The organism is Rhizobium sullae (genome assembly GCF_900169785.1).
GTDB lineage: Bacteria > Pseudomonadota > Alphaproteobacteria > Rhizobiales > Rhizobiaceae > Rhizobium > Rhizobium sullae.
Map to the genome: position 1 here is coordinate 1 of NZ_FWER01000028.1, position 12,332 is coordinate 12,332.

At 60.4% G+C, this 12,332-nt stretch carries 12 protein-coding genes and 3 pseudogenes; 7 read left to right on the forward strand and 8 right to left on the reverse strand.

What is annotated here, in order from left to right:
* Nucleotides 1-221: 221 nt before the first annotated feature.
* The 4 genes from BN1800_RS22915 to BN1800_RS22930 are packed head-to-tail and all read left to right on the forward strand — an operon-like array spanning nucleotide 222 to nucleotide 3,974.
* Complete coding sequence (locus tag BN1800_RS22915; protein ID WP_179213868.1) at nucleotides 222-527, forward strand: sensor histidine kinase; 306 nt, start codon at nucleotides 222-224, stop codon at nucleotides 525-527.
* Nucleotides 524-1,177, forward strand: coding sequence for a response regulator (locus BN1800_RS22920; protein WP_027511268.1), 654 nt, complete (start codon nucleotides 524-526; stop codon nucleotides 1,175-1,177). The genes BN1800_RS22915 and BN1800_RS22920 overlap by 4 nt, the downstream gene beginning before the upstream one ends.
* Entirely contained in the window at nucleotides 1,174-3,519 is a 2,346-nt protein-coding gene (locus BN1800_RS22925) for an ATP-binding protein (RefSeq protein ID WP_087001341.1), read from the forward strand. The genes BN1800_RS22920 and BN1800_RS22925 overlap by 4 nt, the downstream gene beginning before the upstream one ends.
* On the forward strand, nucleotides 3,510-3,974 hold the full coding sequence (locus BN1800_RS22930; RefSeq protein WP_179213869.1) for a response regulator: 465 nt from the start codon (nucleotides 3,510-3,512) through the stop codon (nucleotides 3,972-3,974). The genes BN1800_RS22925 and BN1800_RS22930 overlap by 10 nt, the downstream gene beginning before the upstream one ends.
* A 53-nt stretch (nucleotides 3,975-4,027) precedes the next feature.
* On the opposite strand, the gene BN1800_RS22935 is transcribed toward BN1800_RS22930, so the two are convergent.
* Together BN1800_RS22935 and BN1800_RS22940 are read right to left on the reverse strand one after the other, a co-directional pair.
* Nucleotides 4,028-4,588, reverse strand: a complete 561-nt coding sequence (locus BN1800_RS22935; protein ID WP_027511271.1) for a hypothetical protein — start codon at nucleotides 4,586-4,588, stop codon at nucleotides 4,028-4,030.
* A gap of 131 nt (nucleotides 4,589-4,719) precedes the next feature.
* Nucleotides 4,720-5,364 (reverse strand): transcriptional regulator, encoded by a 645-nt coding sequence (locus BN1800_RS22940; protein ID WP_027511272.1) that lies wholly within the window; start codon nucleotides 5,362-5,364, stop codon nucleotides 4,720-4,722.
* A gap of 117 nt (nucleotides 5,365-5,481) precedes the next feature.
* On the opposite strand from BN1800_RS22940, the pseudogene BN1800_RS22945 reads away from it, so the two are divergent.
* From BN1800_RS22945 to BN1800_RS42650, 3 pseudogenes are all read left to right on the forward strand, one after another.
* A pseudogene (locus BN1800_RS22945) lies at nucleotides 5,482-6,259 on the forward strand (acyl-CoA carboxylase biotin carboxyl carrier protein subunit); the annotation flags it as partial.
* Nucleotides 6,259-6,613 (forward strand): annotated as a pseudogene (locus BN1800_RS22950) (MaoC family dehydratase); the annotation flags it as partial. The pseudogenes BN1800_RS22945 and BN1800_RS22950, both read left to right, overlap by 1 nt.
* Nucleotide 6,614: 1 nt before the next feature.
* Nucleotides 6,615-6,833: pseudogene (locus BN1800_RS42650) on the forward strand (CoA ester lyase); the annotation flags it as partial.
* 36 nt (nucleotides 6,834-6,869) lie between these two features.
* Here BN1800_RS42650 and BN1800_RS44000 read toward each other — a convergent pair.
* From BN1800_RS44000 to BN1800_RS22985, 6 genes are all read right to left on the reverse strand, one after another.
* Nucleotides 6,870-7,166 (reverse strand): BA14K family protein, encoded by a 297-nt coding sequence (locus BN1800_RS44000; protein ID WP_084606528.1) that lies wholly within the window; start codon nucleotides 7,164-7,166, stop codon nucleotides 6,870-6,872.
* Between the two features lie 81 nt (nucleotides 7,167-7,247).
* Complete coding sequence (locus tag BN1800_RS22965) at nucleotides 7,248-7,604, reverse strand: hypothetical protein (protein ID WP_027511275.1); 357 nt, start codon at nucleotides 7,602-7,604, stop codon at nucleotides 7,248-7,250.
* A gap of 75 nt (nucleotides 7,605-7,679) precedes the next feature.
* Nucleotides 7,680-8,519 carry a DUF3313 domain-containing protein gene (locus BN1800_RS22970; RefSeq protein WP_027511276.1) on the reverse strand — a complete coding sequence of 280 codons (840 nt, stop codon included), beginning with the start codon at nucleotides 8,517-8,519 and terminating at the stop codon, nucleotides 7,680-7,682.
* A gap of 148 nt (nucleotides 8,520-8,667) precedes the next feature.
* Nucleotides 8,668-10,122, reverse strand: a complete 1,455-nt coding sequence (locus BN1800_RS22975) for an efflux transporter outer membrane subunit (RefSeq protein ID WP_027511277.1) — start codon at nucleotides 10,120-10,122, stop codon at nucleotides 8,668-8,670.
* Between the two features lie 140 nt (nucleotides 10,123-10,262).
* Nucleotides 10,263-11,573 carry a HAMP domain-containing sensor histidine kinase gene (locus BN1800_RS22980; RefSeq protein ID WP_027511278.1) on the reverse strand — a complete coding sequence of 437 codons (1,311 nt, stop codon included), beginning with the start codon at nucleotides 11,571-11,573 and terminating at the stop codon, nucleotides 10,263-10,265.
* Between the two features lie 2 nt (nucleotides 11,574-11,575).
* A complete protein-coding gene (locus BN1800_RS22985; RefSeq protein WP_027511279.1) occupies nucleotides 11,576-12,262 on the reverse strand; it encodes a response regulator in 687 nt (228 codons plus the stop codon).
* Nucleotides 12,263-12,332 lie beyond the last annotated feature (70 nt).

The window sequence follows — 12,332 nt, forward strand, 5'->3', positions numbered from 1 at the left end:
GGCGCAATCGGTGCCCTTCGTCCCGCGGAACTGGACGATCTCGGCCTCGAAGCAGCACTTCGCGCCCGCCTGGACGATATCCAGTCGGTCCAGCTTTGCTTTCATTCGGACCTGAACGGCTACCGCTTGCCCGGCGCGCTCGAGGTGAGCCTTNTATCCAGTCGGTCCAGCTTTGCTTTCATTCGGACCTGAACGGCTACCGCTTGCCCGGCGCGCTCGAGGTGAGCCTTTACAGAGTGGCGCAGGAGGCCTTGGCAAATGCCGTAAAACACTCCGGCTGCAGCCGGATTGACCTGCGGCTTACGTTGGACGAGCCGCAGTTTGTTACCCTCTCCGTCGCGGATAACGGCTGCGGCATCGCTGACGCTCTCGTCGTCAAGCAAGATGGAAGGGGCGTCGGTATGTCGGCCATGCGCGAACGAATGGCACTGATCGGCGGCTCCATATCAATCCGATCGGGTCCCGGCCAAGGAACGGTTGCCGTCGCTCGAGCGCCTATTTCCGGTCCCGCAAAGGAACTCGCTTGAAACGCTACCGAATATTGATTGCAGACGATCATGAGCTAGCTCGGTCGGGTCTTGTCGCCGTGCTTGCAAGCGCTCCCGACCTGGAGATCGTTGGCGAGGCGCCAGACGGCATGAGCGCGGTAACTCTCAGCGAGAGTCTCCGACCGGATATTGCCCTGCTCGACATACGGATGGGCAGCATGGATGGCCTCGAGGCCGCAGCGGAGATTGGAGTCCGATCGCCCGAAACCCGCATCATCATGCTGACCATGCATGACAGCGTGGACTATCTTGAAGCCGCCATCAAGGCTGGGGCCAGCGGCTATGCATTGAAGGACATACGGCGCGACGAGTTGCTGCAGGTGATTGCCAATGTCGCGGCGGGGCAGTCTTTCTTCAACGTCGACCTGATGCGTCGCCTGCTTCGGCGTGTTTCTCCCGAAACACCCGGTGAAACCACCATTGAGCGGCTGACCGTTCGCGAGCGTGAAATCCTAGTCCGGCTCACCACCGGCGAAACGAACAAGGAGATCGCCAAGTCGCTCGACATTTCACCCGGCACCGTTAAGGTGCACGTCGAACGCATCCTCTACAAATTACGGGTGGCCGATCGAACGCAGGCGGCGGTCATGGCGGTAAGGGCCGGCCTTGTGGATCGGGACCGCCTATGATCGCTTCACGCTTTTCCGCCTCCATCTCCAAGCGGTTTCTGGACCAGCCGCTTGCCTACAAAGGTCTTATCGTCATTGCCGTGCCGCTGATCTGCTTCCTGATCGCGCTGGCTTCGGTTTTCCTTGCCGACCGGGAAAGTCGCCGGGCGGAAAACTATGTGCGCGTTACTTTCGCCATCCAGTCAGATATCCTGGAGCTGCACGCACTGCTTGCTGAGGCGGCCTCGGGGGTGCGCGGTTTCCTTCTGACCGGCAACGAGGCGTTCTTGGCGCCCTTCAACAAGGCAAGCGTAGAACTGCCAACGGTGCTTTCCAGCATGCGTCCTTTGATCAGGGACAGCGAACAGCGTGCACGGCTCGACGAGATGGAACCGCTGGTGCGCCAGAAACTGGCAGGCCTCAGCGCCTTGCGTGACGGCAGCGGACGACCGGAAAAACCGGCCCTGGACGACATTCGCAAAACCCTCCTCGACAACAAGGTCTTGCTGGACACGCTTCGGACAAAGATCAACGAGATGCGCGAACGGGAAGATTTTCTTTTGGCCGCGCGCACCGGTGAAGCAGACGCCATCCGTGACCGCTCCAAATGGATCACTTTGGTTGGCGCCTTGTTCGGTCTGCTCGGGGGCGTCAGCGCAATTATGCTGATGTCGAACGGCATTGTTCGGCGCGTGGGCGCACTGCAGAAGGAGGCGCACAAGCTGGCCAGCGGACAGGATCTCCAATCGATTCCGGCAGGACGCGATGAGCTTGGCTCGCTTGCAACGGCCCTTCAGGAGGCAAGCCGCTTGCTCAAGGCGCGCGAAGAAGCTTTGCGCGAAAGCGAGGAACGGTTCCGCCTACTGGTCGACGGCGTGCATGACTACGGCATTTTCGGCTTGGACGAAACGGGCCGTGTAGTCAGCTGGAACGTCGGCGCTGAGCGGATTACGGGTTATAGGGCAGACGAGGTCATAGGCGGGCATTTTTCCAGATTTTATCCGGAGGATACACGCCAAACACATCCGGCGCAGGAACTGGCACAGGCGCTCGCCTTCGGCCGGGTCGAGAACGAGGGGTGGCGCATTCGCAAGGATGGAGAGCGCTTCTGGGCCAATGTCGTCGTCACAGAGTTGAAGGACGAGCATGGCAATTCACGAGGCTTCTCCAAAATCACCCGGGACATGACCGATCGAAAGAAATCCGAGGAAACCCTGCAGGCGGCACGCCGGGAAGCTGAGCGGGCAAGCCAGGCCAAGAGCGAGTTTCTTTCGCGGATGAGCCACGAATTGCGTACGCCGCTCAACTCGATCCTCGGCTTCGGCCAGATCCTCGAAATGGACATGGAAGATCCGGACGCTCAGTTTTCTGTCAGGCAGATTCTGACAGCCGGCCGGCACCTGTTGAGCCTGATCGACGAGATCCTCGACATGGCGAGGATCGAAGCCGGACGGATGGACCTGGTGCTCGACACTATCGATGCGGGGGAGGTCTTGCAGGAGGCCTTGGCGCTCGCCCGTCCTTTGGCAGAGGAACGAGCGATCGACTTGCGTCTCGACGATACGCCACTCGGGCAGACATTTGCGACCGCCGACCGCCGGCGGCTGTTACAAGTTCTTCTGAACCTCCTGTCGAATGCCATCAAGTTCAATCGCGCCAGCGGCGAGGTCAGGATCGTCGCGCGCGCAGTTGGCTCTGATGTGTTAGTGGTGGATATCTGTGATACCGGATCCGGCATTTCGGCTGAGGGCGTGGAACGGCTGTTCCGGCCATTCGAGCGGCTTGGAAAAGAACGCAGCACGACAGACGGCACGGGGCTGGGTCTTGCCCTGTCCAAACATCTCATGGAAGCGATGGGCGGACGATTGGATCTTACGGGAACGTCGGCGCAGGGAACGATTTTTTCTCTCCATTTGCCAATCGCAACTGAGGAAAGGATGGCGGAAGAAATGGGCCTGACGCATGCGGTTGTGTCGGTACCGGGCGACATCATGATTGCCAATGTACTATGCATTGAGGACAATCCTCAGAGCCTTAATCTGATCGAGAATGTGCTGACGCGCCGTTTTGGCTGCCGTGTGATGCCGGCAATGCTTGGTGAGCTGGGCCTGGCCCTGGCTCTGCAGCACAAGCCGGGCCTCATCCTTCTCGACCTCGATCTTCCGGATATGCGCGGCCTTGATGTTCTTCAGCGGTTGCGAAGCGATCGAAGGACCCGCGCGATCCCGGTCGTGGTAATCAGTGCCGATGCCACGGTGGCGACCCGGCAGAAGGCGATGATGGCCGGGGCCACGAACTATCTCACCAAGCCGCTTGACCTTCGCCTTTTTATAAAGTCCGTGGAAGCCATCGGATGCAATTGAACACGACTATCGAAATTCCCGCCGACGCAAAGGTCCTCATCATCGACGACGAGGCGGCCAATGTCGCCCTCATGACGCGCCTTCTGCAACGCGAGGGCTTTCAACGGCTGAGTTCTACATTCGACCCGCGCAGTGGGCTGGACATGTTCCGCGACATAAAGCCCGATATCGTGCTGCTAGATCTCATGATGCCGCACATTGACGGGTTTCAATTGCTGGAGGCGTTTTCCCGTCTTGTCGGTCCGCATAACTTTGTTCCCATCGTCGTGCTGACGGCGGACACGTCAATAACGACGCGACGCCGGGCATTGTCATTGGGAGCCAAGGATTTTCTCGTCAAGCCGCTGGACGCGGTCGAAACCGTGCTCCGTATCGTCAACTTGCTTGAGACCCGCTTTCTCTTTCTCGAGCTGCAACGACTGACAGGAGATATCGTTGACGGTGGTGTCCGATAGTCGTGCCGGCTGAGGGCATATTGGCCGGTCGGGCGCAGCGGTTAATGACACGTTCAGCGTTCGAACCGCTCCAGCATCCTCCTCAGTTGTGCATTTTGCAGCTGAAGCTTGCGCGCCAGCTGGTCCCGCAGCAGCCTGATCTCTTCATCAAGGCGGATTGCATCGTCAGAAACGGCCGGAACGGCTGGAGAGGGTGGCGGAACGGCTTCACCCCCTGCCGCTTTCTGGCCCCGGGTGCTGCGCTTTCGCGTTGCACCTTCGCCAGTCTGAGAGGGTTTTAATGCGTCGTGTTCGGCCGTACCGGCCTCATCGGACAAGGCCGGATCAGCCACCTCCACGGGCCTGGCGCCTTCGGTATCTGCCGCGCCATGGATACCGCTTGCCGTTTCTTCGGAATGATCCGGGCCCGCTGACACCGCCTCCGATTGATCGTGAAGGGCGGGTTTTTCGTCGACCCGAGGATCGGCGGTGTTGAGCCCGTTGTCGGCAGCCGTTTCAGTCGGTTTGGCGATGGCCAATACGTCCGGCTTCACGTCATCGGTCGGGCCGTGTTCTCGGCGCTGCTGACGTCGCGGTGACACAAGCCGGGCAAGAAGTTTCCATGGAGACGCCATTTTATTCGACCTCGTATTCTACCCCGCATGCAGGCTGCGAGCAAAAGCGTTGGCGGCGGGACTAGCCGCCGCCAAGATGTTCGTCTCGATAAGCATGAGAATGCGGCCGGCGCTTGACCGGCTGCTGCCAATCAACCGAGGTTGAGCCGCTTTCGCAGATCGGCATTTTCAGCACGGAGCTTCTCGGCCAGCAGCTTGCGCAGTCTTTGGTTTTCCTCTTCCAGCTGCAGAAGATCCGCAAACTCATCGACTGCCGCCACCGACGGTGCGGTCGCTGCCTGCACGGCCTTCGGAGCACGTTTGACGCTTGTCACACCCTCGTCAGACTTTGCCTTGCGTCCTCTCTTCGGCTTTCCAGCTGCGGCATTCGAAGCCGCTGCCGGCTGCGCCGAAACTGCGGCTGAGGCCGTCTCAGGCGCCGCCTTCCTGGCGCGAGGTTTGCGCTCCTTCTTCGGTGCGGGCGCCGCTACGGCCGGCGTCTCGGCGTCAGTCATCGTATTGTTGTCGTCGGCCATTATGGTCTCCTGTAAGGCCGATGCATTTGTCTCCTGCTCAATCGGCGGTGTCAACAACGCCGCCGCCTGTTGTTCTCCGGCGAAAGACATTCCGGTGCTGCCAACCTGGGAAGTTTCCGGCAGGAATGGCATTGCCTCGTCCTGCAGATCCTGCGCAACGGACTTGAGATCCACGTCTCCCCAGATCGAGTTCGGATTGGAATTGAGTTTTCGCCGACCAGATCTATACTCGACGGCAAAGCTGCGCTGGACTTTTTTCACTTTGAGAGGCCTTGGGTGTCTGCGGTGATGTTTCGGCGACGTTTTCAGCATCGCAACAAGCCCTGCAGATAACCACTATCGCCCCGGCGGTCCAGACCCCTGGCGTCACCCGGCCCTCTGCGACTGCCAGAAACAATCCTTGTCGATGGCGGCGTCGAGCAAGGGGATGAAGTCCCCGCCTTCTATGACCCGATGATTGCCAAGATCGTTGCGTATGGGCCGAACCGCGACGCCGCACTTTCGAAGCTCGCAGCCGCGTGTGCCGGCATCGAGGTCTGGCCGGTCACATCCAATGCCGGCCTGCTTGCCCGCATCGCCGTCGATCCGGATTTTTGCGCTGCTGAGTCCGATACCGGCTACCTCGACCGCCATGGCGATAGGCTTGTGGGGACGGCGCCGAGCAAAGCCGCGATCGACACCGCGGCTACTGTGGTTTCGAGAAATACGGATGGCTTCCCTGGTCCGCGCTTGCCGAGTTCCGCATCGCCGGCCTGGATGATAATAGAGTGCGCGTCAGTATCGGCGATCACCTCCTTCGGGGGCAATCAGGTCCGAAGCTTGAGGCAAATGCCGTCACGATCGGTGAAACGACGATGCTTTTCGACGCCGGCAATGCCTGGCCGATCAGCCTGCCCATCGCAAACGAAGTCGAGGCAAGTCAGAGTGCCAGCGATGGCGCGATCCTTTCGCCCATGCCCGGCCTCGTCATTTCGGTGGATGTCGCCGAAGGCAATCGTGTCGCCAAGGGGGACCGCCTGCTGACAGTCGAAGCGATGAAAATGGATCATTCGCTGCGTGCGCCCTTCGACGGCATCGTCGAAAAATTGCAGGTTTCCTCGGGGTCAGGGTCCCGGAAAACCAGCTGATCGTCAGCATTGTGAAGGAGCAGAATTGATGGCCGGCCGTTATTTCGACGAGAGGACGGTCGGCGACCGCATAGCCCACGACATCCGCCGCACGGTCACCAAGGCCGACAAGCTGCTCTTCACGACGCTCTCTCACAATCCGCAACCGCTGCATCTCGATGCCGACTATGCGGCCGGCGCCGAATTCGGCCGGATCATCGTAAACGGCACCTTCACCTTTGCGCTCACCGTCGGCCTTTCGGTCGGCGACATCACGCTCGGCGCGCTCGTCGCCGATCTCGGCTATGACACGGTGACGATGCCGAAGCCCGTCTTCATAGGTGATACCCTGCATGGAAACTGAGGCGATGGAGCTGCGTCGCTCGAACTCCCCTCCCGATGCCGCGGCGCGACGGCTTTTCCAGCGTGATGGCCATCCACCCAGCCAGGTCGAAGTGATCAATCACGCCTTCACGCCGGATTCATCCGAAATCGCCGGGGCGGAAAGTGGCCGCCGCCTTTGCCGCCAGACCCGACGCAGGCGTCATTCAGCTCGACGGACGCATGCTGGACCTGCCACATCTCAAGCTCGCGAGCCGCATCCCGGAGATATCAGGCCGATAGGGCAAACCGCACCAACGAAGCGAGAGCCGTGCCAACTCAATTGTAGGGGGAGTAGCATTGTCTGCGCGAGCCCCCGTAGGGCTGAAAACTATTATCATAGGCTGAATACGACCGATAACGGCGCGCGCACCAGTCATAATGTCTTCCGTCATATCGGATCGAATAGTCCTCAGCTGGCGGCGGAGGAGGCGGAGGAGGCGGAGGAGGCATGACAAACGGTGGCGGCCCTAGAGGACCTGGAATTGATGGAATGGGCGGCCCAACTTGCGCCATGGCAGCCGATTGCACTGCCAGCAGCAACGAGATCGCGGTGAACATCCGGAGATATTTCATCAGTCTTCCTCATACCCACGCCGTTCAAAAGCGTGATCTGTTTCCTGAACTTCGTTACGCGCCACAGAGGCAGGCTTGCCATCAACGGCTAAACTTCAGGTCCGGTTTTTCACCGTCCCATCCCTGAAGTCCGCCGGGAACCGACCGGAATCGAAGGCATCGTGTGCCCATCTTGCCGGATATGCACATCGCGTCGTCCTTGACCGTCCAGGTGATGGAGAGCGTGAATGGCAACGGGCCGCGAATGCTTCCGGTGCCGTCTTTCTTCAGAGTGAATTTGAGAGTCTTGCCATCCGGCGCAAGTGCCGACCAGGGCGCTCCATCGGCAAGGATTTCGGCGGCCTTCTCAGACGGCAGGAACTGTTCCTGCGCTGAGGACGACGGACTCGCCGCAAGAACTGCGATGACCGCCCCCGCAAATCGTAGATATCTCTTCATGTCGATGTCCTTTCATGATTGTTTGCTGAAGTACCGCAGTCGCCGGCGCTGCGGGTGATTGAGGACTGTCGGCAGCTATTGAGAGGCCGTCGCACCCTTGTCGCTCCAGCTTGGCGGCAAACCGAACTGACTGGCGACCGCCCCTTTGATACCGGGCGCAGCTCCAAATGCCTTGCAGGCATCGTATTTCGGCTCGCTGCCGAATGCCGCCTTGATCTTTTGCATCAACCGGGTGGACGACGTTCCCTTGAACGGGTCCTGACCCTTCACCAGCATGCGGCTGAAATCGGCGCCGAATGCTGATGAAAGGGAATAGGCATCCCCGACCGCGGATATCCGTGCCTTTGTCGTCACCATGTTCGCGCCGCGTGACCAGATCATCGCGGCCTGCTGAGAACCGTCCTGGCCGACCGCTTCGGCTTCTGCCGACAAACCGCCGAGACCGATCGGAATCCTCGGGATTGGAACGTGAGCCACAGAAGCGCCGAGCGTGGCGACAGTGGAGGTCGCGGCGATCGCCTGGTTCGTCGCGACGATGTCGGTGACCATCGCGTGGACAACGAGGTCCGCCGGCTGGTTTAGACCCATGACCTTGAACCGATTGCTGAGGCCCATACACAGCGCCCGGTCGACGGCGTTGGTCAGGAGTGCCAGGTCTTTGGCGTCGAAGGAGCCGCGAGCACTTTCCACCGTGGTGGGAACGATGCGCACTGTCTGCGCGGCGAGTACGACCGGCGAATTCACGCGCAATTTCGCCTTGGTCAGAGAGCCGCCCGATGCCACCATTCCCGTGTAGGATCCAAGGGACGTCCCTTCCTGTAAGGGGACGTTTGCGCAGGAGGAGAGCGAAGCGAAGAGGACGGCGCAGATTGCCGCCTGCACGGGAATTTCCACTGCTTGAACGTTGAAGGTCATTGGCGAATCTTTTGAACCGGGACTGTGGGTTCTGTTTTAGAGACGCCAACGTTAATGGCTGTAAAGCCTGTGTAAAGTTGAGTAAAATCGTGAAATCCAAGGTCCGCAGGCGCCGTTTGCCTTGCACCGCGGGTGGCCAGGTGGTCCATCAGCCCGACTTCGCCGCTCGCTCGGAAGCGACAGGCGCTTGTCGGGACAGATAGCCGGCACCCACGGCGACATAAAGATCCACATAATCCTTAGCAACTTGCTGCACGGTGGCTGCGAGGCTTGCCTGAGCATCGGAGACGGATCGTTGCGCGTCCAGGACATCAAGCAGCGACGAGGCGCCGTCTGTATAGCTCGTCGTTGAAAGCGCGAGCGCTTCCTGGGCGGTTTCCACCTGTCTGCGTAGCGGCTCCAACGTCTGCGCGTCATGGCGAACGGCCGACAGGGCGTTTTCCACCTCTTCGACCCCATTCAGCACCGCCGCTTTCCAGGCGAGATATTGGGTTTTGGCATCGGATTTTTCGATGTCGACATTCGCACGCAATTTGCCGCCATCGAAGATCGGCAGGTTGAGCGTCGGTCCGAAGGACCAACTGGTCAGGGTTCCACCGCTGGCACCGGATGATTTGACCCAGCTCGGCGAGATCGACCCGGATAGGGAGATCGACGGGTAGAGCTGGGCTTCGGCAGCGCCGATATCGGCAACGGCCGCCGCTAGATCGCGTTCGGCCTTGCGGATATCGGGACGGTTGCGGATGAGATCGGCCGGAATGCCGGCTCGAATGTCGCCGCGGAAGACCGGCTGGCCCGCACTCCTCTGCAGCTCATTCATCAGCGAGGCCGCCGGCATCCCGAGGAGCAAGGCGATGTGGTGGGCCGAAACGGTAAAGCTCTGTTCGAGGCCGGGGATATCTGCCTTCGTTGACCGAACAAGGCCTTCGGCCTGAACGACGTCAAGACGAGAGGCCGCACCTGCCTTGAGCTGCAGCTGCGTGAGTTCGTAGGTCTCCTGACGGGATTTCAAATTCGCCTTCGAAAGCGCGACGCGCTGCTGATAATAGCGGGCGTCGACATAGCTCGAGACGAGGTCCTTCAGAAAGGAGAGCTTCGCATCATCGGCCGTTGCGTAGGCGGCCCCAAGCGAGGCGATTGCGCTCTCTCTAGAGCGACGGTACTGGCCGAAGAGATCGAGCAGCCATGAAAGGCTGGCCTCGCCGCCTGTCGTATTCGTGGTGCCGATCGTCGTACGCTCAGAACCCTTCTCACCCGACACAGTGTGCGATGCGTCGACATAGAGGCTCGGCAGACCGCCGGCCCCGGCAACCGTGACATTGGCGGAGGCCGCGTTGATGCTCTCGATCGCCTGCAGCACATCGAGGTTCTCGCTGAGGCCCTGAGCCACCAGGCTGTCGAGCTGTTCGTCACGATAGGCCGTCCACCACTGCGCCGTCACGACATCGCCGTGGCTCTTGCCACCACCCTCTTTGAATTTAGCAGGAAGCGGCGTCTGTGGGGGGACGTGATCCGGGCCGCTGACGCAGCCTGCCAACAGAAGCGTGAGTGCCGATGTGGCGTAGCGGAGGGATGGTATTCTTGTGCAGAGCGACGGAGTCACTGGCGAGCTTTCTGAACCGGGATCGTAGGTTCAGGCTTAGCGGCGCCAACGTTAATGGCGGTAAAGACACTGTAAAGTTAGGTAAAGTCTGGTTGCACGTCTCGATTCCACCGAGCTGCGCGGCCTCGTCCACCACCGCCTCAAGCTTCGTCGAGTGGTCGCCAGGCGTGGTCGTCAGCCAAGCCATAGGGCATCGGTTTCCTGGGAAGCTCCAGGGTGATTGCCAGGCCACCGGTATCAGGCAATGACGCATGCACACGCCCGCCGTGGCGCTCGATGGCCTGCCTGGTGATTGCCAGACCCAGGCCGTATCCGCCTCTTGGCACAGCCTCTGTCCCACGTGAGAACGGCTGGAAGATCCGTTCCAGTTCGTCTCGCCTGACACCTGGTCCCTGATCCGTGACGCAGATTTTGAGGCGGTCGGCCGTCGCCTCGCAAGCCACTGATATGCGCGAATGCTCGGCCGTATACTTGAGGGCGTTGCGGACGACGTTTTCGAGCGCCCTGTAGATCAGCTCACCTTCGACCTCGGCGCGGAAGGTGCCCTCGACACTGGTTGTGATCGAGACCTCCCGTGCCTGGGCTTCGAATGCCGCGTCGCCGAGGATTTCGTTCAGCAGCTCGATGACATCAAGAGTGTGCGTCTTCAGCGGCCGGCTGGATCCCGCCGTCAATCTGGCAAGCGTCAGAACTTCGCCGACCAGCGCGTCCAGCCGTTCGACCTCCCGGTCCATGCGGTCCAGCATGGCGCCGAGTTTCGCCGGGCTCTGCCGGAGGACGCCGACAGCGGCCTGCAGACGGGACAAGGGCGAACGCAGCTCATGGGACACGTCATGGAACAGCCTCTGCTGCGCATCCTGCAGCTCCTGAAGCCGGGCGGCACTGGAATCGAAGTCATGCGCAAGCGCGGTGACTTCATCCTTCCGGCCGGCCATCTTGTCACCGATGCGGAAATCGAAGCGGCCATTGGCGAGCGCACTCAAGCCATCACGCAGATGCACGACGGGACGAATGAGGTATCGGGCGAGTGCGCCTGCCGATATCGTGCTCGAAATCAGGATCGTGAGCCAGGGCAAGAACGGGCCGAAGTTCTCGAAGGTGAACGTCGCTTGGGCCGGCAGGGAAATCTGATAGCAAACCCCGTCCTTCAGGACGGATCTTGTGTCGACGGCTTTTGGAACCGCACAAGCATCGGCTTTCGCGGCTTTGGAGATCGTCAGGCCAGGCGGAAGCGTCTCTTGGCTTGTGCGCACGAAATGCGCGGCGGCATCTTCGCCATCTCTCGCGAGCACGTTTGCTGTCAGGTTCAGGGCGATCGCTCGCCGCTCTTCCTCCAGTTCGCGCGCAAAAGGAACCCCTTGGAGAAAAATGACGAGCAGGAAGATCACGCCCACAGTCGCCGCCATCGTCAACCAGATCGTCGTGAAGAACTTCCAGAAAAGTCGGGGCATGGTCAGTCCACGAGAAGTTGATAGCCCTGGCCGCGAACGGACTGGATCCAGGATTGTCCATCCTCCCTCAGTCCGAGCTTCTGGCGAACGCTACTGATATGGACGTCGATACGGCGATCGAACGGGGTCAGCGGCTTGCCGAAGGCCCGCTTCGAAATGTCCTGCTTCGACACGAGCTGGCCGGCGCTGCGGGCGAGGACCTCGAGCAGGCTGAATTCCGTGCCGGTCAGTTCCAAGGTTTCGCCGCGCCATTCGGCGATCCTGCTGGCCGGATGGATCACGAGTTTTCCCGCCCTTATCGTGTCGGTCGTCGCGCCGGCTGACGGCTGACCAACCCGACGGAGGATGGCGCGCAGTCTCGCCGCAAGTTCGCCCGGCGAGCATGGCTTCGGCACATAGTCGTCGGCGCCGAGATTGAGACCCGATATCCTGTCGACGTCATCGCCCCTTGCGGTCAGCATCAGCACAGGAACCTGGCTGAGCTTCCTGATCCTTTGCAGAACTTCGATCCCGTTCATCCGAGGCATCATGATGTCGAGCACGATAATATCGACCGCATTGCCGGCAGCCGCCGCAATGGCGGCGCGACCGTCCGTATCCGTGACGACGTCATATCCTTCTTCGAGCAGATATTCCTGCAGAAGCGTCGTCAGCTCGGCATCGTCGTCGATGAGGAGAACCTTGTTCATTCACTTCGTCCGTCATTGATCCTGGTGAGCCATACAGCACAAACACAGCCGCGCGACCGAGTTTTACCTA

Coding starts and splice junctions, on each gene's coding strand:
- BN1800_RS44000 (WP_084606528.1), bottom strand. CDS start 7,166: ATGAAATATCTCCGGATGTTCACCGCGATCTCGTTGCTGCTGGCAGTG.
- BN1800_RS22925 (WP_087001341.1), top strand. CDS start 1,174: ATGATCGCTTCACGCTTTTCCGCCTCCATCTCCAAGCGGTTTCTGGAC.
- BN1800_RS22980 (WP_027511278.1), bottom strand. CDS start 11,573: ATGCCCCGACTTTTCTGGAAGTTCTTCACGACGATCTGGTTGACGATG.
- BN1800_RS22930 (WP_179213869.1), top strand. CDS start 3,510: ATGCAATTGAACACGACTATCGAAATTCCCGCCGACGCAAAGGTCCTC.
- BN1800_RS22985 (WP_027511279.1), bottom strand. CDS start 12,262: ATGAACAAGGTTCTCCTCATCGACGACGATGCCGAGCTGACGACGCTT.
- BN1800_RS22935 (WP_027511271.1), bottom strand. CDS start 4,588: ATGGCGTCTCCATGGAAACTTCTTGCCCGGCTTGTGTCACCGCGACGT.
- BN1800_RS22965 (WP_027511275.1), bottom strand. CDS start 7,604: ATGAAGAGATATCTACGATTTGCGGGGGCGGTCATCGCAGTTCTTGCG.
- BN1800_RS22970 (WP_027511276.1), bottom strand. CDS start 8,519: ATGACCTTCAACGTTCAAGCAGTGGAAATTCCCGTGCAGGCGGCAATC.